A 20457-nucleotide genomic window follows, 5' to 3' on the forward strand; every position below is an offset into this window, starting at 1 on the left:
CGGTTAAAATTTAACAACTTTGAAACGCAATAATGTGTGGTCAAACCAGACATTTACATCACAGTGTTAAGCCGGTCACTCTATGCATGAACAGCTTACCCCAGCACCATGGTGCTCAACCGGCAGGTGCAGCAGCGCCGTCCCTGCTCATCGAACACCACAATTTCCCAACTCTGGCTCTGACGCCCGAGGTGCAGCGGCTGGCAGACCCCGCGCACGCGGCCCTGCGACACCGCGCGATGGTGGGTCGCGTTAAGCTCGGTGCCCACCACGCACTGCCCGTCGCGGGTCATCAGATAGCCCGCCATTGACCCCAGCGTTTCCGCCAGCGCCGCCGACGCGCCGCCGTGCAGCAGGCCAAACGGCTGGTGCGTGCGGTTATCCACCGGCATCTCCGCCTCCAGCGTATCATCGCCCAGCCGCGTGTAGACGATACCGAGATGCGCCACCAGGGTGCTGCTGCTGGTGGCGTTGAGTTCCTCAAGGCTAAGGTGTCGTTTCCAGATAATTTACGCTCCCAGCGTCGAGCCGCCGTCGACGACAATATCCTGCAGGGTGATGTGGCTGGCCCCATCGGAGGCCAGAAACAGGATAGCGCTGGCAACCTCCTGCGGACGGGCGATTTTCCCCAGCGGGATCCCCAGCTTAAACTGCTCGCCGAAGCCGCGAATACGCTGCTGCTCAGCATCGCTGCTGGCCCACAGCGCGCGCTGCATGTCGGTGTCAGTAGACCCCGGCGAGACCAGGTTACAGCGCACGCCGAAGCTCGCCAGCTCCAGCCCCACCGTCAGCGCCAGGCTCTTCAGCGCCGCCTTCGATGCGCCATAGGCGCTCATGCCGATGCGCGGCGCATGCGCGGCATCGGACGCCACGGTGACGATGGCCCCGCTCCGCTGCTGGCGAAAGTGCGCCATGGTCTGCTGGAACAGGTTAAACGCGCCGCCGACGTTCACGGCAAAGGTCTGCTGCCAGTCCGCCATACTTAGCGCATCGGTCGCGCCCATGCGCAGAATGCCCGCCGCGTTGACCAGCACGTCGAGGCGCGCATCCGCCCGCAGGCGACGCCCGCACATGTCGGCCACCTGCCCGGCGCTGGCAATATCCAGCGTCTCGGTGGCGAACGGATAATCCGCCAGGTCGAAGGCCAGGTCGAACCCCACCACCTCGGCCCCGGCATCAACAAACGCCAGCGCCGCAGCGTAGCCGATGCCCTTACCGGCGCCAGTCACCCAGACGGTTTTACCGCGAAAATCGAACCCCGCCATCATTTCACCTCGCGGGAGATAAGCGCCCACCACGCGTCGAGAGTCGGATTCTTCGCCAGCATCACAAAATCGATATCGCCGTGGACCTTACGCCAGCGCGCCGCCAGCGCCATCATGCGTACTGAATCCAGGCCGTAGTCCACCAGGTTTTCATCATCCATCGGCTCATCGGACTCATCCAGCAGCGGCAGAATCAGCGCGCGCAGCGCCGCCTTCGACCCCGGCAGCGGCAGCAGCTCGTCGGTCATCACCACCCGCCCACTGCGCCCGGCCACATAGTTCAGCGACATCAGGTGCTCTTCGCGGCTGAAATCCGCCAGCGCATCGGCAACAAAGAACGGTTTGATATCGCGCATAAAGGCGTCGGTGGCGGTGGTCATGCAGCCGATATGGGCATACACCCCGGTAATCACCAGCTGGTCGCGGCCGGTCTCTTTCAGCGCCTGCTCCAGCGGTGAGCGGTGAAACGCGCTGTAGCGCCATTTCACCAGCACGGTATCCGCCTCGTCCGGCGCCAGCGCCGCGATAATGCGCTGCTGCTCCGGCGAACGCGTCAGCCCAGGCCCCCACATATCGTTCAGCAGCGCGCGATCCTCATCGCTCTGGGTTTTCGGCTGCGCGGTGTAGTACACCGGTATATGGTGCTGTTTGGCGTACTGGCGCAGCGCGGCGATATTCGCGACCACGGTTGCCATCAGCGGGCTGTTGTCGCCCCAGAAATTGAGGAAATAGTCCTGCATATCGTGGATCAGCAGCGCCGCCCGCGCGGGCTCAAACGGCCAGTTCACCTTGTTCGACGGAAGATCCGCGGCGGTCGGCAGCGCATAGGCCTGCAGTTTTGGAATTGCCATACTCTAGTCTCCTTCAGGCCAGCGGGCGTTCTGCCAGGCGCTGACGCAGTTTTTTCTTATCCACTTTGCCGACCGGCGTCAGCGGCAGCGCGTCGACGCACTCCACCCGATCCGGCAGCTTAAACTCCGCCACGCCCTGCTCGCGCAGGAACCGGCGTACGGCGACCGCGCGCAGCGGCGCATTCACCACCAGATACGCGCAGCTTTTTTCACCCAGCAGGCTGTCCTCCATGCTCACCAGCGCCGCATGAATCACCGCCTCATGGCGCAGCAGCAGGTTTTCCACCTCTTCGGCGGCAATTTTTTCACCGCCGCGGTTGATCTGATCTTTCTCGCGCCCCTGCACGGTGATGTAGCCGTGCTGATCCATGGAAATCAGGTCGCCGGAGCAGTAAAAGCCGTCGGCGTTAAACGCGCTGGCGTTATGCGCCGGGCTGTTGTAGTAGCCGCGAAAGGTGTACGGTCCGCGGGTCATCAGACGCCCCACCTCGCCGCGCGGCAGCGGTTCGCCGCGCTCACCGGCGACCCACACCTCATCATCCGGGCTCATCGGGCAGCCCTGAGTGTGGATAATGCGCTCCAGCGGGTCGTCGAGCCGGGTGTAGTTCACCAGCCCTTCGGCCATACCGAACACCTGCTGCAGCTGGCAGCCGATCGCGGCGGGAATGCGCGCGGCCAGGGTTGCCGACAGCCGGGCGCCGCCCACCTGCAGCAGCGTGAGCGAGCGCAGCGGCGCATTGCCGCCCTCCTGAACCGCCTGCAGCCACAGGCTGACCGCGGGCGGCACCAGCGCGGTGACGGTTATCTGGTGCTTCTCAATCAACGGGAAGCACTGCGTGGCGCTCGGATCAGAGGCCAGCACCACCCGACCGCCGGCGAGAAACACGCCCAGCGCGCCGGGCGAGCTCAGCGGATAGTTGTGCGCCGCCGGAAGCGCGCACAGGTAGCGGGTGTGCGGGCCGAAGGCGCAAATCTCGTTGCTGCGGCGAATGCTGTAGTAGTAGTCGTTGTGCGTACGGGGGATCAGCTTTGGCGTCCCGGTGCTGCCGCCGGAGAGCTGGAAAAACGCCACCTCATCGGCTGGCGACGGCGCGGGAGCAAAACGCTCTGCCGGACGGGCGATAGCCGCCGCCAGGCTCTGCTCGCCGTCGTCGTTGCGCAGCAGCACCGTCCGCACGCAGCGGTGTTCGGCCATAAAATCCTGCAGGAACGCCTCATCGGCGAACAGCGCGTGCTCGCGGTCGGCGATCAGCAGCGCCGGCGCGATTTGCGCCGCATAGGCGTTCAGCTCGCTGCGCTGATGGCTGAACAGCGCGTTAACCGGCGCCACGCCAAGACGCAGCAGCGCAAACAGCGTGACATAAAACTCCGTCACGTTGCCAAGCTGCACCAGCGCCGTTTCGCCCGCCTTCACGCCGAGGCGCGCCAGCTGACAGGCCAGGTTATCCACCTGCTGGTTCAGCGTCCGGTAGCTCAGCGCGCGCTCGCCCTCAATCACCGCCAGCGCGTCGCTGTCGGCATGGCGGGTGAGAATGTCGGTCAGCGGCAGATCCTGCCAGTACCCTTTTTCACGGTAGCGGGCCGCAAGCTCAGCGGGCCAGCGGGTAAACGCAATGCTCATGGGGAGTCCTCAGTGCAGGCCGAACACGTTCAGCATGGTGGAGAGCTTGACGCCCGTTTCCCGCCACTCCGACAGCGGCGACGACGCCGGAACAATCCCTGCCCCGGCGAATAAACGAATCTGGTTCTTCCGCACGCGGGCGCAGCGGATGGTGACCACCCACTCGCCGTTGCCCTCGTCGTCGCACCAGCCGACGATGCCGCCGAACAGCTCGCGCTCGAAGGGCTCAAGGTCGGCAATCAGGGTTTTGGCGATAGCGTGCGGGAAGCCGCTCAGCGCCGGCGTCGGATGCAGCAGGCAGGCCAGCGACAGCGCGTTCTCTTCCGGCTTCGCCCGCCCCTCGATCGGCGTCGCCAGATGCCACAGCGTCGGCGTCGTCACCAGCTGCGGCGACGGCGGCAGCGTCAGCTCGAGGCTGCGCGGCGACAGCACCGCTTTCATCGCCTGGGTGACCAGCTCATGCTCGTGGCGGTCTTTTTCCGACGCCAGCAGGCGGTTGCCCGCCTCGCGATCCAGCACATCATCCGGCTGGCGGCGGGCAGACCCCGCCAGCGGCAGCGAGCTAAAATGACTCCCCTCCTTGCGCAGCAGCAGCTCCGGGCTGGCGCCCAGCAGTACGCCGCCGTCCGGCAAGGGGATATGAAAATTAAAGCTGGCCGGGTTCTGGGCAATCAGCCGCTCCAGCATGGCGCCGGTATCGACATGCCTGTCGGTCGCCAGCTCAATCAGCCGCGACAGCACCACCTTATCGACCTTCGGCGTCGCGGTCAGCGCCGCGGCCCGCTCCACCATCGACATAAACCCCTGCTGCGCCGGGATCTCCTCGCGGGCCAGCACCTGCAGCGGCGGCATTCCCGTCGTATAGCGCGCGGAGCGCTGCTTATCGGTGCGGGAAAATGCGCGGCTCCGCTCAGGAATGAACAGGGCCGAAGGCTGGGTCGTGTCGAACGGGATAGCGCCTACCAGCAGCGGTTTGGCGATCCCCGCCGCGCGGGCATCGCCAAACGCGCGGGCAACGGCCTGTTGAAAATCGCCGTTAAGATTGTCCCCGCCCTGCACCGGCTGCGCGACGCGACGGAAGCAGCCGTGGGTGGTAAAGCTACGGTACGGCGACATAAAGAAGAAGCTCTCGGCCGTCAGGGGGGCGGCCGCGCGCTGAATGTCTTCAGACAGTGACGTTTCCATTTCCATATCATCCTCAAAAACGATAAAGATATTAATAATGATTATCATTTATATTTTGGATTGGTAACCTAAAAGTAAAACGTCCGTATGTCAACAGCCAGTGTCTCTTCCTGCTTGCACCGGAGGCACATTAAAGTGAAAATGAGACGCATTAACTTAAATGATTAAGGAATCTTACCGCGTGAAATTCCCTGTTTTTGTCCGTAACGTTCTGCTTATCGCCTGGCTGTGCGTCTCAGGATTATCCGTAACGCATGCCGCCGACTGGCCGCGCCAGGTCGCCGACAGCCGCGGCGTCCACACCCTCGGCCACAAACCGCTGCGCATCGTTTCCACCAGCGTTACCCTCACCGGCTCGCTGCTGGCGATCGACGCGCCGATCGTCGCAAGCGGCGCGACCACGCCCAATAACCGCGTGGCCGACGACCAGGGCTTTCTGCGCCAGTGGAGCCAGGTCGCGAAGCAGCGCAACCTGACGCGGCTCTATATCGGCGAACCGAGCGCGGAGGCCGTGGCGGCGCAAATGCCGGATCTGATCCTCATCAGCGCCACCGGCGGCGATTCGGCCATCGCGCTGTACGATCAGCTCTCGGCGATTGCGCCGGTGCTTATCGTCAACTACGACGATAAAAGCTGGCAGGCGCTGCTGACGCAGCTTGGCGCCATCACCGGCCAGGAAAAGCAGGCCGCCGCGCGCATTGCCGAGTTTGATAAGCAGCTTGCCGCCGCAAAGGCGAAGATAACGCTGCCGCCGCAGCCGGTCAGCGCGCTGGTCTATACCGCCGCGGCGCACAGCGCCAACCTGTGGACGCCGGAGTCGGCGCAGGGCAAGCTGCTGGACCAGCTCGGCTTCCGCCTGGCGCCGCTGCCCGCCGGGCTGCAAACCAGCCTGAGCCAGGGCAAACGCCACGATATCGTACAGCTTGGCGGTGAGAGCCTGGCCGCAGGGCTTGCGGGGAACGCGCTGTTCCTGTTCGCGGGCGACCAGAAAGACGTCGAGGCTATCTACGCTAACCCGCTGCTGTCCCACCTGCCGGCCGTGAAGGACAAACGGGTGTATGCGCTGGGAACGGAAACCTTCCGCCTCGACTACTACAGCGCCATGCAGGTGCTGGCGCGGCTGGAGGCACTCTTCGGCTGAACCTGTTTTACCTGATGCGGCGCCGCCGCATCAGGCTGGCACCTCGCGGCGAAAGCGCCGCAGTTCGCCCAACAGCAGCACCAGCGCCACGCCGACGGCTGCCAGTATGCCGCCGCTGACGCTCGCCGACGCCACCGGCGTCATCACCGCCCCAAGCCCCCCGAGCAGCGCGGCGCCAGTCGCATCGCCGGTAACGTTCTGCGCCGTCCACAGGCCGTTGATCCGCCCCAGCATCGCCTCCGGCGTCTGGGACTGAATCAGGGTGTACTGCAACAGCGAGCTGATGGCGCTCAGCCAGCCGAACACCGCCAGGCACAGCGCCGCCAGCAGCCAGACCGGCATCAGGCTGAACAGGCCAATCGCCGCAAACGCGCCGACGGTGCTGGCAAGCATCAGCACGCCCGGGCGCGGCGTATGCGCCAGCCTGCCGCTGGTCAGCGCGCCCAGCGCCGCGCCGAGCGGGATGGCGGCGTAGAGGATGCCAATCTGCGACGCTGACATCTGCCAGCCCTGCGCCAGCGCCGGATAGAGCACGCGCACTGCGCTGGCCATCGTGAGCAGACCGCCGAGCAGCGCGATACCGCCAATCAGCGGGCTGCTGCATAAAAACCGCAGCCCGGCCATCAGCGAACGCAGCGGGTGCTCCCGCGGCTGGGGCGGCGGCGGCAGTTTCGGCAGGCGCAGCAGCGTCAGCGTGGTGATAAAGGTGCCGACCGCCGCCAGCAGGTAGTTCCAGGCGACGCCGCCGCTGGCCAGCAGCACGCCGCCGACCATGGGCGAAATCACCGAACCCAGGCGCACCGTCAGCATGGTGATCGCCCCGGCCTGCATCAGGTTGTCCCGCCCGACCAGCGCGGGCGTCGCCGCCAGCAGCGCGGTCACGCCAATGGAAGCGAACAGGCCATCCCAGATACCCAGCAGATAAATCGCCAGCAGCGACGGCGCGGGCAGCAGCGCGTTCAGCCACAGCCCGAGAAAACCGACCCCGCAGGTGCCGCGCGCCAGCAGAATCAGCGTTTTTCGCTCATAGCGGTCCGCCAGTACCCCGCCCGCCATCAGGCCGACGAACATCGCCCCGCCGGTCAGCGTGACCGACAGCCCCACCTGCCAGGTGGAGTGGGTCATCATCTGGATTTGCACCGGTACGGCCACGCCGAGCAGGCCAAGCGACAGGATGGAGATAAAACGTGCGATAAATACGGCGCGAAACGCCGGATGGGTCTTTAACAAGCTGAGGTTCAGTAACCAGGAGTGTTTGTTCATGCCGCGCCCTGATGCTTTTTTCATATCATTTCCGTGGCCGCACATGCTAACATAAACAAATAAGATCGATAACGATAATTACTATCATTATCAAATCAGGGATGTTGCTATGTCGTTTTCCCCTGTCGCGGCGCGTGCCGTCGCCGTGCCCGGATTAATCCTGTTGCTGCTTTTCGCCGTCACGCTGAGCCTGCTGACCGGCGCCGCTTCACTGCCGGTCGGCGTAGTCGTGGACGCGTTCAGCGGCCAGTGCCGAAGCGCCGACTGCGCCATCGTGCTCGACGCCCGTCTCCCCCGCACCCTCGCCGGCCTGCTGGCGGGCGGCGCGCTGGGGCTGGCGGGCGCGCTGATGCAGACCCTCGCCCGCAACCCGCTCGCCGACCCGGGCATCCTTGGCGTTAACGCAGGCGCCAGCTTCGCTATCGTCCTCGGCGCCGCGCTGCTCGGCCTCTCTTCCCCTCAGCAGCAGCTGCTGCTGGCGTTCTGCGGCGCCTTTATCGCCTCGCTGCTGGTGGCGTTTACCGGCAGCCAGGGCGGCGGGCAGCTGAGCCCGGTGCGCCTGACGCTGGCGGGCGTAGCGCTCGGCGCGGTGCTGGAAGGTCTGTCGAGCGGTATCGCCCTGCTTAACCCCGACGTCTACGATCAGCTGCGCTTCTGGCAGGCGGGTTCGCTGGATATTCGCCAGCTCGCCACCCTCAGGGTGGTCTTCCTCCCGGTGCTTATCGCCACCGCCGTTGCGCTGCTGCTCAGCCGTTCGCTCAATGGCCTGAGCCTCGGCGCCGATACCGCGACCGCGCTGGGCAACAGCGTTGCCCGCACGCAGATCCTCGGCCTGCTGACCATTACCGTACTGTGCGGCAGCGCCACCGCCGTCGTCGGCCCCATCGCGTTCGTTGGCCTGATGATGCCGCATATCGCGCGCTGGCTGGTGGGGGCCGACCACCGCTGGTCGCTGCCGGTTACCCTGCTCGCCACCCCGTCCCTGCTGCTGTTTGCCGATATTATTGGCCGCCTGATCGTGCCGGGAGAGCTGCGCGTTTCCGTGGTCAGCGCCTTTATCGGCGCGCCGGTGCTGATCTGGCTGGTGCGCCGCCAGCCGCGGGGAGGCCGCGCATGATGGCACCGTCCCGTCGTCTGGTCGTCACCTGCCTGCTGCTGCTGTCCCTCAGCCTGCTGACGGCCCTTCTGAGCCTGCGCAGCGGCGTCGTGACCCTCGATTTTTCGCAGGTGTTTGCCGCGCTGCTGGGCGATGCGCCGCGCAGCGTCACGCTGGTGGTGACCGAATGGCGGCTGCCGCGGGTGCTGATGGCGCTGCTGGTAGGCGCCGCCCTGGGCGTCAGCGGCGCCATGTTTCAGTCGCTGATGCGCAACCCGCTCGGCAGCCCTGACGTGATGGGTTTTAACGTCGGCGCCTGGAGCGGCGTGCTGGTGGCGATGGTGCTGTTTGGCCAGCATCTGGCGGCCATCACCGCCGCGGCTATGGCCGGTGGCGTCGTCGCGTCGCTGCTGGTCTGGCTGCTGGCCTGGCGCAACGGTATCGACACCTTCCGGCTTATCATCATTGGCATCGGCATGCGGGCGATGCTGATGGCGTTTAACACCTGGCTGCTGCTGCAGGCGTCGCTGGAAACCTCGCTGTCCGCCGGGCTGTGGAACGCCGGATCGCTCAACGGCATGACCTGGGCGAAGACCTGGCCCGCCGCGCCGCTGCTGCTGGCGATGCTGGCGTGCGCCGCGCTGCTGGTGCGCCGGATGCGCCTGCTGGAGATGGGCGACGACAGCGCCTGCGCGCTTGGAGTCAGCGTCGAGCGCTCCCGCCTGCTGATGATGCTGGTGGCGGTGCTGCTGACCGCGGCCGCCACGGCGCTCGCCGGACCGATTTCGTTTATCGCGCTGATCGCCCCGCACATCGCCAGACGGCTTTGCGGCACGGCGCGCTGGGGATTAACCCAGTCGGCGCTGTGCGGCGCGCTGCTGCTGACGCTGGCGGATTTTGGCGCCCAGCGGCTGTTTATGCCGTATCAGCTGCCGGTCGGCGTGGTGACCGTCAGCCTCGGCGGCCTCTACCTTATCGCGCTGCTTATTCAGGAGTCCCGCAGGAAATGACAGACAACACGGCCCGCCTGCACGGCGAAGCGCTCACGCTGGGCTACGGCAAAACCCCCATCGCCGAGAACCTGAGCGTGGCGATTCCGGACGGCCACTTTACCGCCATTATCGGCCCCAACGGCTGCGGAAAGTCGACGCTGCTGCGCGCCCTGAGCCGCTTGATGGCGCCGCAGCGCGGCCACGTTTACCTCGACGGCGAGCACATTCAGCGCTTTGCCAGTAAAGAGGTGGCGAAGCGCATCGGCCTGCTGGCGCAAAACGCCACCACCCCGGGCGACATTACCGTCCAGGAGCTGGTGGCGCGCGGACGCTATCCGCACCAGCCGCTGTTTACCCGCTGGCGCAAGGAGGATGACGAGGCGGTCAGCCGCGCCATGCAGGCCACCGGCATCACCCATCTGGCCGCGCAGAGCGTAGACACCCTCTCCGGCGGCCAGCGCCAGCGGACGTGGATTGCGATGGTGCTGGCGCAGGAAACCGCCATTATGCTGCTGGATGAGCCCACCACGTGGCTTGATATCAGCCACCAGATCGATCTGCTGGAGCTGCTGCGGGAGCTGAATCAGGAGAAAGGCTATACGCTGGCGGCGGTACTGCACGACCTCAATCAGGCCTGCCGCTACGCCACGCACCTTATCGCCCTGCGCGACGGCAAAATCATCGCCGAGGGGGCGCCGAAAGCGATTGTCACGGCGGAGCTGATTGAGGCGATCTACGGGATGCGCTGCACCATTATCGACGACCCGGTGGCGCACACGCCGCTGGTGGTGCCGTTAGGACGCCAGCGGCAATAATGCCCCTCCCCCGGCCGGGAGAGGGGAACGTCCATCCTTACCCCAGCGCCTCCCGCAGCACCGGGCCAATCGTCTCGAACGCCTGCGGGGAGACTATCTCCACATGCGCGCAGTCCAGCCGGTACACGTCCAGCTCCCGCACCCACGGCGCCCAGGCGCTTTGCGGATCGATCCCCGCGGGCAGCGTTTTCTGCGCTGCGAATAGCGTAGCCTTACCGTCAAACGGCACGCTGTGAGCGGTGGTCAGCAGGCGCACCGCATCGGCGTAGTTGCCCTCAATGGCGGTAAAAAGTTCGCCGGAGGCATTCCCCTGCTGGGCGGCCAGAAACGCCTCGCGTTCACGGTTAATTTCCGCCAGAACCTCCGGGTCCAGACCGTTCGCCTCTTTTTCCGCCCAGTTTTGCGTCTCCGGCGGCCAGGTGTCGAGCAGCCCGAGAAACGCGACCGTTTCCCCGCGCTGGCGCAGCCGGGCCGCAATCCCCTGCGCCAGCGTGCCGCCGAGCGAATAGCCGAGCAGGTAGTACGGGCCGTGCGGCTGCTGCTGCTGCAGGGTGGCGAGGTGGCTGTCGCACAGCGCATCGAGATTTTCCGCTGTCGCCATCGGCCCCGCCGGGCGCGGCGACTGAATGCCGGTCACCGCCCAGCGCGGCGCCAGCCAGCGCGCCAGCACGCTGAACTGCCAGGCAAAGCCGGAGGCCGGATGGAAGCAGAACAGCGTCGGCCCGTCGCCGTCGCGCAGCGGCAGGATAGCCTCATAGCCCAGGCGCTGCGCGCGGCCGTCATCCTGTGTCTCCAGCAGCGCGCTGAGCTTCGCAACGGTTGAGGAGACCATCACCTGCCCCGGCGTGACCTCGCGCGCAAAGCCGCGGCTGAGCTGGGCGGCCAGGCGCATCGCCAGCAGCGAGTGGCCGCCGAGGGCGAAGAAGTCGGCGTCCACATCGTCCACCTCGCAGCCGAGCAGGACGCTGAACGCTTGCGCCACGGCCCGCTCGCTGTCCGTTTCCGGCGCGCGCCCGCAAGTCGTCCGGCTAATCGTCGGCAGCGGCAGCGCTTTACGATCCAGTTTTCCGTTGGCGCTGAGCGGCAGCGACGGCAGCTGCGCCAGCACCACCGGCACCATGTGCGGCGGGAGCTGTTCACGCAACCGTGCCAGCAGCGCGTCGGTATCCAGCGGCAAGCCGGACTCTGACACCAGATACCCCACCAGCTGACGGGCATCGCCGCCGACGGCCGCCGCCTGGTTAAAGACGCAGGCATGCGCTACCGCCTGCGCCACGTCCGGCAGGCTCAGCATCACGCGGTCAATGTCGCCAGGTTCGATCCGCTGTCCGCGGATTTTGAGCTGGTCATCGCTGCGCCCGAGGTACTCCACCGCGCCGTTATCCAGCCAGCGCGCGACGTCGCCGGTGCGGTACATGCGCTCGCCGGGGGCGAACGGGTCGGCGATAAAGCGGCTGGCGGTCAGATCGGCGCGCCCCATATAGCCCTGCGCCAGCTGGATGCCGGTGAGATAGAGATCTCCCGCCACGCCAAACGGCACCGGGCGCATCATGGCGTCGAGAATGCGCAGGCCGGTATTCCACACCGGAAAACCGATCGGCACGCTGTTGCCGACAACCGCCGCCAGCTCGGAGCCATAAGCCGGGTACCAGCTGACGTCCACCGCCGCCTCCGTCGGGCCGTACAGGTTGTGCAGCGGTACGGCGGTGAGGCGCTCCCAGTCGCGGCACAGCGCGGTCGGCAGGGCTTCGCCGCTGCAAAACACCCGGCGTAATGAACGGCAACTGTCCACATTGTCGCCGTCAAGGGAGGCGACGAACGCCGCCAGCATCGACGGGACAAAGTGCGTGGTCGTCACGCCATAGCGGGTGAAGAAGCGCTGCATCGCCTGCGGGTCGCGGTGCGCGTCAGGTTCCGCCATCACCAGTTGCGCGCCGACGATAAACGGCCACCAGAATTCCCACACCGACACGTCAAAGCTGCACGGCGTCTTCTGCGCCACCACATCGTCGGCGCCGAGCGGATAGCGTTCCTGCATCCACAGCAGGCGGTTGACGATCGCCGTTTGTCCGACCATCACGCCTTTCGGGCGGCCGGTAGAGCCGGAGGTAAAAATGATATAGGCGGTATGCTCCGGGCGTGACAGCGCCAGCGCGGCGCCGTCGGTCGCCGGCAGCGGTTCGCTATAGCACAGGGTCGCTATCCCCGGGAAGCGGGCGCGCTGCTCCTCAGAGGTAATCAACAGCGACGGCCGGGCATCCTCCAGCATCATCTGCAGGCGATCGTCCGGGTAGCCGGTATCCAGCGGCAGCCAGGCCGCGCCGGCCTCGACGATACCGTGCAGCGCCAGGGTCAGGAAGACCGATCGCGGCAGCGCCACCGCCACGCTGTCGCCGGGCTTCACGCCGCGCGCGCGCAGCAGCGTTGCCAGCGCCACCACCTGCTCGCGCATTTCGCGGTAGCTGAACCGCCAGCGGGCATCCGCCAGCGCCGGGGCATCCGGCGTTCTCATCGCCTGCGCCGCCGCCAGCGCGCTGAGGGTGGTTTCCGGCAGCATCACATCGGTATCGTTGATCTGCGCAAGCTGCTGATACTCCGCCGCTGAAACCATTTCCACATCGCCGCAGCGCAGATGCGGGCTGCGGGCGAACTGCGCCAGCATCGCCGACAGCCGCGCCGTATGGCGCTGAAGCTCCGCCTCGTCATAGCGCTGCTTGTTCGCCAGCACCTCAATGGATAAACCGCCCGCCTCGTCCGGGAACAGCGCCAGCTCAAGATCGTTGACCGGCCCGGTAGCGAGGGTGTGGGTGGTGGCGCTTACGCCATCGATAGCCAGCTGATAGTCGAACAGTTTGACGTTAAATACCGGGCCGAACAGCGGCTCGTCCCCGGCGGCTTTACCGCTGTCGCGGACGATTTGCTCGGCGTCATAGCGCTGATGACGGCGCATTTTTTTCAGCTGCGCCGCCAGCCGCAGCGCCAGCTGCGCCAGCGTTTCTTCGGCTTCAATCGTTACCGCCAGCGGCAATACGTTAAGCACCGGGCCGCTGGCGGTCAGCGCGGCGGACCCCAGACGGCGCATGAAGATATAGCCCGCAGACCAGGCGCTGCGTCCGCACAGGCGGCTAAGCCACAGCGCGGCCAGCGCCAGCGCCAGATCGGCGCGCTGGCACTGCGGCGCGGCGGCGGCAAGCTGGCTGAACGCCTGGGCATCCGCCGTCACCTTCAGCCGCCAGACGTCCGTCGTCGCGGCGCGTCCGGGCAGCGGCGCCGCCGACAGCGACGCCGGCGGCGGCAGCTCCCGGCGCTGCTGCGCCCAGAAGGCGCCATCGCGCTGCCAGCTGTCGCTTTCACGGTAGCGCCGATACTCCTCCACCACCTCCGCAAACGGCGTGAAGGGGGAAGCCGGTAGCGGCTCGCCGCGCTGCAGGGCGCGATAAATTTGCGCTATCTGCCGGGTAATGGCCGGGAAGCTGAAGCCGTCCACCAGCAGGTGGTGGTAGCGCTGGTACCAGAACCACTGATTTTCCGCCACGCGGATCAGCTGATGGCAGAACAGCGGGTTGCCGCTGTCGACGCGCAGATCCTGGAGCAGGTCGGCCTGCATCAGCGCCTGCGCCGCGGCGTGCGGGTCGCTCGCCGCGCGGACGTCGACAACCGCGGGCGGCGAAAAAACAAGGCTGTCGTCCGGCGCCTGCCAGAGCTCGCCGTCATCCTCGCCGAAGCGAAAACGCAGGGTATCCGCCTGCTGCAGGCCGACAACGATAGCCTGCCCCAGCAAGGTCGGGTCAATGGCGCCTTCCAGCGCCACATAGTGCGCCACGCTCCAGGCATTCGGCAGCGAAGAGAGCTTTTCCGCCATCCAGATCCCCGGCTGCGCCGCCGTCAGGGGTAAACGTTCGGTCATCACAGATTCCTTAATTCGCGTAGTGCGCCGGGGTGAGAGAGGTCCAGCGCGCGGCAAGCCAGGCGCTGCAGTCCTCCGCGTTTTGCGGTTCGCAGACCACCGCCCAGCCTTCCGGCAGCGCGCACTGCTGCGGCCAGAGGCTGAACTGCTGGCGGGCGTTTTGCAGAATGTAGAACTGCCCCTGCGGGTTATCGAAAGGGTTACTGAATTGCATCGCAAACTCCTGTCATAAAACGCCTTACGCGCGGCTTTCGCAAAGCGGCAGCCAGAGCTGAATCAGCCCTGCCGTCAGCCCGCCGCGCCAGCACAGCGCGTCATGACCGCCGTCGACCTGGCGCCAGAAAACCGGCTGCTGCGCCTGCTGTAGCTGTTGTAAAAGCGCCTGATTGGCCTGAAAAATCATCGGTTCGCGCACGCCCGCTTCCAGCCAGATACGCAAATTTCCCGGCGACAGCTCGCGGCGCGCCAGCCTGTCGACCAGCGCGCCGCCCGGCTGCGCCCCGCGGGTCGGCCACCAGAACGAGCCGGACTGGCTCAGCACGCAGCCAAAGCGCTGCGGCCAGTGAAGCCCGGCAAACATCGCCGCCAGGCCGCCGAAGCTCTGACCGGCGACCACGGTGTGCTCGCCGCGATCGCTGAAGGGCGCAAGGCTCTGCACCTGCGGCAGCAGCTCCTGCTGTAGGGCCAGCCAGAAATCGGCGTTGCAGGGAAGCTCCGCGCTGCGGTGGGGCGTGTCGATGGCGTCGATCAGCAGATAGACCGCGGGCGGCAGCTGGCCTTCGCGGGTGAGCGACGCCAGCGCGGGCCATACCGGCATGCTCTCGGCCCAGAACTGACCGTCCAGCAGCACCGCCAGCGGCCGTTCAGCAGGCATGTCGCTGCCGGTGGTAAAGATCCATACCCGGCGGGTGTTGCCCAGATGCCGGCTGCGCCAGTCGATGCACAGCGGCGGCAAGTAGAGCGCATCCGGCGTTTGCCAGCCGGGCTGCGGCGGCGAGAGCGGCAGCGAGAGCGCGGAGACCGGGTGGCCGCGCCCGCCGCGCCAGCTGTGAGGATTCAACGGGTCGGCAATCGCCTGCGGCAACAGCGCGCGCCAGCCTTCACGCAGCCCCGCGCTATCCGGGCGCGCGCTGCGGAAAACGTCTGCCGGAAAATCGTCTGTCCGTAAGGAGGGAATCAGGCAATAGCTGCCGCGCCAGCTGGCGGGCAGCGTCGTTTGCCAGCGCCAGACGTCGGTCCCCGCAAGGCGCTCCAGCGACTGCGGCACCGCATGCTGATGGTGGTCGGTAACGCCGGTGATGTAGATCCACACCCGCTGAACGGGCGACGTCAGCTCGCTGCCCGCCGGATCCCGCCACCAGAAGGTGACATGGCATGACTCCCCTTCCTGTCGCCACTCCGGGCCGCGTTTACGCGCCCACCAGGCATTACTTCCTGTCGTTACCGTCTCCGCCACGTTAACCCCGCGCTATGTATTGTTTTTTTTCGAACTGTAAAAAATTATTGATAATATTATTGATAACTATTTGCATTTGCAATAGCGTATTGACGCGCGTTTTTTTGGGAAAGTTAAACTCACAGCAGGGCTCATAATGAATAAGAAAATGAAATTCCTGACCTTACAGGTCGCTCTGGGAATATACGGGGTAGCGCCAGGGCTGCACGCCGAGGACACCGCGGCTAAAACCGCCGACGACCCGGCGGAAACCATGGTGGTTACCGCGGCGCAGCAGAACCTTCAGGCGCCGGGGGTCTCGACCATTACCGCCGACGAAATTCGTAAAAACCCTCCCGCCCGCGACGTATCGGAAATTATCCGCACCATGCCGGGCGTAAACCTGACCGGGAACTCCACCAGCGGCCAGCGCGGCAACAACCGCCAGATTGATATTCGCGGGATGGGGCCGGAAAACACCCTGATTCTGATCGACGGGAAACCGGTCACCAGCCGCAACTCGGTGCGCCTGGGCTGGCGCGGCGAGCGCGATACGCGCGGCGATACCGGCTGGGTGCCGCCGGAGATGATCGAGCGGATTGAGGTGATCCGCGGCCCGGCGGCGGCACGCTACGGCAACGGCGCCGCGGGCGGGGTGGTCAATATCATCACCAAAAAAGGCTCGGAAGAGTGGCACGGCTCCTGGAACGCCTATATGAACATGCCGGAGCACAAGGACGAGGGCGCGACAAAGCGCACCAACTTCAGCCTCAGCGGCCCGCTGGGCGGCGACTTCAGCTTCCGCCTGTACGGCAACCTCGATAAAACCCAGGCCGACGCCTGGGATATCAACGAGGGGCACCAGTCAGAACGTACCGGCATCTACCAGAATACCCTGCCGGCCGGTCGCGAAGGGGTCGAAAATAAAGACATCAACGGCGTGGCGCGCTGGGATTTCGCGCCGATGCAGTCGCTGGAGCTTGAGGCAGGCTATAGCCGCCAGGGCAACCTGTACGCGGGCGATACCCAGAACACCAATACCAACAGCCTGGTTAAAGAGAACTACGGCAAAGAGACCAACCGCCTCTATCGCCAGAACTATGCGCTGACCTGGAACGGCGGCTGGGACAACGGCGTGACCACCAGCAACTGGGTGCAGTACGAGCACACGCGCAACTCCCGTATTCCGGAAGGTCTGGCGGGCGGCACCGAGGGGATCTTCGATCCTAACGCCAAACAGAAGTTCGTTGATATCGATCTCTCCGATGTGATGCTGCACAGCGAAGTCAGCGTGCCGTTCGATCTGTGGGTGAACCAGAACCTGACGCTGGGTACCGAGTGGAACCAGCAAAAAATGAAGGACATGACCTCCAACACCCAGACCTTTATGGGCGGGAATATCCCGGGCTACAGCAGCACCAACCGCAGCCCGTACTCGCAGGCGGAGATCTTCTCGCTGTTTGCCGAGAACAACATGGAGGTCACCGACTCCACCATGCTGACGCCCGCGCTGCGCTTCGATCACCACAGCATCGTTGGCAGCAACTGGAGCCCGTCCCTGAACCTCTCCCAGGGGCTGGGCGACGACGTCACCCTGAAAATGGGCATCGCCCGCGCCTATAAGGCGCCGAGCCTGTACCAGACCAACCCGAACTACATCCTCTACAGCAAGGGCCAGGGCTGCTACGCCAGCGGCACCGGTGTGGGCTGCTACCTGCAGGGCAACGACGATCTGAAGGCGGAAACCAGCATCAACAAAGAGATTGGTCTGGAGTTCAAGCGCGACGGCTGGCTGGCGGGCGTTACCTGGTTTCGTAACGACTACCGCAACAAGATTGAAGCAGGCTATGTCCCGGTCAACCAGACCTCGATAACCAGCAAAGGCAAAACCACCTATACCGATATCTACCAGTGGGAAAACATCCCCGAAGCGGTGGTGGAAGGCCTTGAGGGAACGCTGAACGTGCCGGTCAGCGAGACCATCAGCTGGACCAACAACATCACCTATATGCTGCAAAGTAAGAATAAAGAGACCGGCGAACGCCTGTCGATTATTCCGGCCTATACGCTTAACTCCACCCTGAGCTGGCAGGTGACGCAGGATGTGTCGCTACAGTCGACCTTGACCTGGTACGGCAAGCAGCAGCCGAAGAAATACAACTATAAGGGACAGCCGGCGACCGGCAGCGAAACCGATGAGGTTAGCCCGTACAGCATCGTTGGCCTGAGCGGCACCTGGGACGCGACCAAAAACGTCAGCCTGACCGCGGGCGTCGACAACGTGTTCGACAAGCGCCACTGGCGTGCGGGCAACGCCCAGACCACCGGCGGCGATACTGGTTATATGTACGGCGCTGGCGCCAATACCTATAACGAATCGGGCCGGACGTGGTTTATGAGCGTTAACACGCACTTCTGATGACCTGTCTCCCCCGCTCCGCGTTTTGCGGAGCGGGGCGCGGAGGAGACCCCATGCTGACCCATCACACCCGCCTCGTCCTTCATGGTACTCCCCTGCACCGCATCGACTTTGCGCCTGCCACCTTCACCGATGCCGATCTCTTCTGGCTCCCTCACCACCAGAAGCTGCTGAACGCAGGCCGTAAGCGCAAAGCCGAGCATCTGGCAGGCCGTATAGCGGCGTTTTACGCGCTGCGCGAGCACGGGATCCCGACGATTGCGGATATCGGTGAGCGGGGTCAGCCAACGTGGCCGCCGGGGTGGTTCGGCAGCATCAGCCACAGCACCACCACCGCGCTGGCGGTGGTGGCCCGCCAGCGGGTCGGCATGGATAATGAAACGCGACTACAGGCCGGGGAGTGCGAAGAGATAGCCGACAGCATCGCCTGCCCGGACGAACTCGCGCGCCTTCGCGCCTGCCGCCTCCCCTTTCCGCTGGCGCTGACGCTGGCCTTCAGCGCCAAAGAGAGCCTGTATAAGGCGCTATCGGACAGGTTTCCCGACATGCCGGATTTTCACGCCGCGCAGGTGACGCACATTGCCGAACAGCAGCTGATGCTGCATATCAGTCAGGACATTGGCCCGGAATACCGCGACACGCGGTTCCCGATACGTTTTCATACCGACGGCAGCCAGGTGATGACGCTGGCGATCGTGGGCTAATGCCTTTCCCGTCTTGATTATGCATTTTCCGCATAAGCTAAGCTGAATTTAAACTTTAACAGAAGCCGATCACAGCGATAACGTAGCGAATCCTATAATAATCATCCTCTTCTTTTTGCTTCAGGGATCGCCGCTATGACCAAAAAACTGCTGTCGTTACTGCTGCTGTCTGCGCTGTCAGCCGCTTCGCATGCCGCCACACCCCCTAACACGCTGGTCGTGGCGCAGGGCCTTGACGACCTCGTCAGCCTCGACCCGGCGGAAGCCAACGAGCTCTCCAGTATTCAGACGGTGCCGAGCCTGTATCAGCGCCTGGTGCAGCCGGATCGCGATAACCCGGAAAAGATCACCCCGATTCTGGCGGAGAGCTGGCAGGCTGACCCGGCCGCGAAAACCCTGACCGTGAAGCTCAAACCCGACGCCAAATTTGCCTCCGGCAACCCGCTGCGTCCGGAAGACATTATTTTCTCCTACACCCGCGCGGTGAAGCTCAATAAATCCCCGGCCTTTATTCTCAACGTGCTGGGCTGGGAGCCGGACAATATCGATGGCCAGCTTAAGAAAATCGATGACCACACCGTGCAGCTGCACTGGACGGCGGACGTCAGCCCGGCGGTGGCGCTGAATATTTTATCTACGCCAATCGCCTCTATTGTTGATGAGCAGCTAGTGGCGCCGAACGCCAAAGCGGGCGATTTCGGCAACGGCTGGCTGAAGATGCACTCTGCGGGCAGCGGCGCCTTTAAGATGCGCGTGTACCAGCCGCATCAGGCCATTGTGCTGGACGCCAACGGCACTTCGCCCGGCGGCGCGCCGAAGATTGACAACGTCATCATTAAAAACGTCCCGGACCCTGCCTCCCGCCGCCTGCTGATTCAGCAGGGCGATGCCGACATCGCCCGCGACCTGGGCGCCGACCAGATTGACGCCCTGCAGGGGAAAACGGGCGTGAAGGTGCTGAGCATTCCGTCAGCGGAACAAAACTATCTGGCGTTTAACACCGCCAATACCGCCAACCCGCTGCTCAATAACCCCGCCTTCTGGGAAGCCGCGCGCTGGCTGGTGGACTACAACGGCATTACCAAAGACCTGCTGAAAGGGCAGTATTTTGTTCACCAGAGCTTCCTGCCGGTCGGTCTGCCGGGCGCACTGGAAAATAACCCGTTTACCTTCGATCCGGCCAAAGCAAAGGAAATCCTCGCCAAAGCGGGCATTAAAGATGCGCACTTCACGCTGGATGTGGAAAACAAACCGCCGTTTATCACCATCGCGCAGTCGATGCAGGCAAGCTTCGCCCAGGGCGGCGTGAAGGTGGATCTGCTGCCTGCCGCGGGCAGCCAGGTGTACGCCCGCGTGCGCGCCAAACAGCATCAGGCGGCGATTCGCCTGTGGATCCCGGACTACTTTGACGCCCACTCCAACGCCAGCGCCTTTGCGTGGAACGACGGGAAGTCCAGCACCGTGGCGGGCCTCAACGGCTGGAAAATTCCCGAACTGAATAAACAAACCCTGGCGGCGGTTGCGGAGCCGGACCCGGCAAAACGCCTCGACCTGTATAAAAAAATGCAGGAAGAGCTACAGCGCAGCTCGCCGTACGTGTTTGTCGATCAGGGCAAAACGCAGATCGTGGTGCGTGATAACGTCAAAGGCTATCAGCAGGGGCTGAACGCCGATATGGTGTGGTACGACCGGGTGACCAAGTAATCGCCGTCGGTTCCCTCTCCCCTCTCCCCTCTCCTTGACCGGAGAGGGGGATTTATTTC

The 20457-nt window shown here is 64.6% G+C and carries 16 protein-coding genes; 7 read left to right on the top strand and 9 right to left on the bottom strand.

Features of this window, described 5'->3' with window-relative positions:
• Nucleotides 1-95: 95 nt before the first annotated feature.
• From entH to entC, 5 genes are read right to left on the bottom strand one after another with little or no spacing between them, the layout of a single operon-like run.
• Nucleotides 96-509 (bottom strand): proofreading thioesterase EntH, encoded by a 414-nt coding sequence (gene entH / locus ENTCL_RS15945; protein WP_013367173.1) that lies wholly within the window; start codon nt 507-509, stop codon nt 96-98.
• Complete coding sequence (gene entA / locus ENTCL_RS15950) at nt 510-1265, bottom strand: 2,3-dihydro-2,3-dihydroxybenzoate dehydrogenase EntA (RefSeq protein ID WP_013367174.1); 756 nt, start codon at nt 1263-1265, stop codon at nt 510-512.
• Complete coding sequence (locus ENTCL_RS15955; protein ID WP_013367175.1) at nt 1265-2116, bottom strand: isochorismatase; 852 nt, start codon at nt 2114-2116, stop codon at nt 1265-1267. The genes entA and ENTCL_RS15955 overlap by 1 nt, the downstream gene beginning before the upstream one ends.
• A 13-nt stretch (nt 2117-2129) precedes the next feature.
• Nucleotides 2130-3737: a (2,3-dihydroxybenzoyl)adenylate synthase EntE gene (entE, locus tag ENTCL_RS15960; RefSeq protein WP_013367176.1), complete on the bottom strand. Its 1608-nt coding sequence runs from the start codon at nt 3735-3737 to the stop codon at nt 2130-2132.
• Nucleotides 3738-3746: 9 nt separating this feature from the next.
• Complete coding sequence (entC, locus tag ENTCL_RS15965; protein WP_013367177.1) at nt 3747-4922, bottom strand: isochorismate synthase EntC; 1176 nt, start codon at nt 4920-4922, stop codon at nt 3747-3749.
• Nucleotides 4923-5082: 160 nt separating this feature from the next.
• Between entC and fepB the strand changes: the two genes are divergently transcribed.
• Nucleotides 5083-6063 carry a Fe2+-enterobactin ABC transporter substrate-binding protein gene (fepB, locus tag ENTCL_RS15970; protein WP_044611988.1) on the top strand — a complete coding sequence of 327 codons (981 nt, stop codon included), beginning with the start codon at nt 5083-5085 and terminating at the stop codon, nt 6061-6063.
• Between the two features lie 30 nt (nt 6064-6093).
• Here fepB and entS read toward each other — a convergent pair whose 3' ends face one another.
• Complete coding sequence (entS, locus tag ENTCL_RS15975) at nt 6094-7326, bottom strand: enterobactin transporter EntS (protein WP_013367179.1); 1233 nt, start codon at nt 7324-7326, stop codon at nt 6094-6096.
• A 109-nt stretch (nt 7327-7435) separates the two neighbouring features.
• Between entS and fepD the strand changes: the two genes are divergently transcribed.
• Genes fepD through fepC form a run of 3 tightly spaced genes read left to right on the top strand, consistent with a single transcriptional unit; the run spans nt 7436 to nt 10229 of the window.
• Complete coding sequence (gene fepD, locus ENTCL_RS15980) at nt 7436-8443, top strand: Fe(3+)-siderophore ABC transporter permease (RefSeq protein WP_013367180.1); 1008 nt, start codon at nt 7436-7438, stop codon at nt 8441-8443.
• Nucleotides 8440-9432, top strand: a complete 993-nt coding sequence (gene fepG / locus ENTCL_RS15985) for an iron-enterobactin ABC transporter permease (protein WP_013367181.1) — start codon at nt 8440-8442, stop codon at nt 9430-9432. The genes fepD and fepG overlap by 4 nt, the downstream gene beginning before the upstream one ends.
• Nucleotides 9429-10229: an iron-enterobactin ABC transporter ATP-binding protein gene (fepC, locus tag ENTCL_RS15990; RefSeq protein WP_013367182.1), complete on the top strand. Its 801-nt coding sequence runs from the start codon at nt 9429-9431 to the stop codon at nt 10227-10229. The genes fepG and fepC overlap by 4 nt, the downstream gene beginning before the upstream one ends.
• A 37-nt stretch (nt 10230-10266) precedes the next feature.
• Here fepC and entF read toward each other — a convergent pair whose 3' ends face one another.
• Genes entF through fes form a run of 3 tightly spaced genes read right to left on the bottom strand, consistent with a single transcriptional unit; the run spans nt 10267 to nt 15592 of the window.
• On the bottom strand, nt 10267-14136 hold the full coding sequence (entF, locus tag ENTCL_RS15995) for an enterobactin non-ribosomal peptide synthetase EntF (RefSeq protein WP_013367183.1): 3870 nt from the start codon (nt 14134-14136) through the stop codon (nt 10267-10269).
• A gap of 10 nt (nt 14137-14146) precedes the next feature.
• Nucleotides 14147-14350 (bottom strand): MbtH family protein, encoded by a 204-nt coding sequence (locus tag ENTCL_RS16000; RefSeq protein WP_013367184.1) that lies wholly within the window; start codon nt 14348-14350, stop codon nt 14147-14149.
• Between the two features lie 24 nt (nt 14351-14374).
• Complete coding sequence (fes, locus tag ENTCL_RS16005; RefSeq protein ID WP_013367185.1) at nt 14375-15592, bottom strand: enterochelin esterase; 1218 nt, start codon at nt 15590-15592, stop codon at nt 14375-14377.
• A gap of 136 nt (nt 15593-15728) precedes the next feature.
• On the opposite strand from fes, the gene ENTCL_RS16010 reads away from it, so the two are divergent.
• The 3 genes from ENTCL_RS16010 to ENTCL_RS16020 all read left to right on the top strand — a co-directional run bounded on the left by ENTCL_RS16010 (nt 15729) and on the right by ENTCL_RS16020 (nt 20398).
• On the top strand, nt 15729-17990 hold the full coding sequence (locus ENTCL_RS16010) for a TonB-dependent siderophore receptor (RefSeq protein WP_013367186.1): 2262 nt from the start codon (nt 15729-15731) through the stop codon (nt 17988-17990).
• A 53-nt stretch (nt 17991-18043) separates the two neighbouring features.
• The gene (gene entD / locus ENTCL_RS16015) at nt 18044-18694 is read left to right on the top strand and encodes an enterobactin synthase subunit EntD (RefSeq protein WP_013367187.1); all 651 of its coding nucleotides are present in this window, start codon (nt 18044-18046) and stop codon (nt 18692-18694) included.
• Between the two features lie 135 nt (nt 18695-18829).
• A complete protein-coding gene (locus ENTCL_RS16020; protein WP_013367188.1) occupies nt 18830-20398 on the top strand; it encodes an ABC transporter substrate-binding protein in 1569 nt (522 codons plus the stop codon).
• The last annotated feature ends 59 nt before the right edge of the window (nt 20399-20457 follow it).

This window comes from [Enterobacter] lignolyticus SCF1 (genome assembly GCF_000164865.1).
Taxonomy (GTDB): Bacteria; Pseudomonadota; Gammaproteobacteria; order Enterobacterales; family Enterobacteriaceae; genus Enterobacter_B; species Enterobacter_B lignolyticus.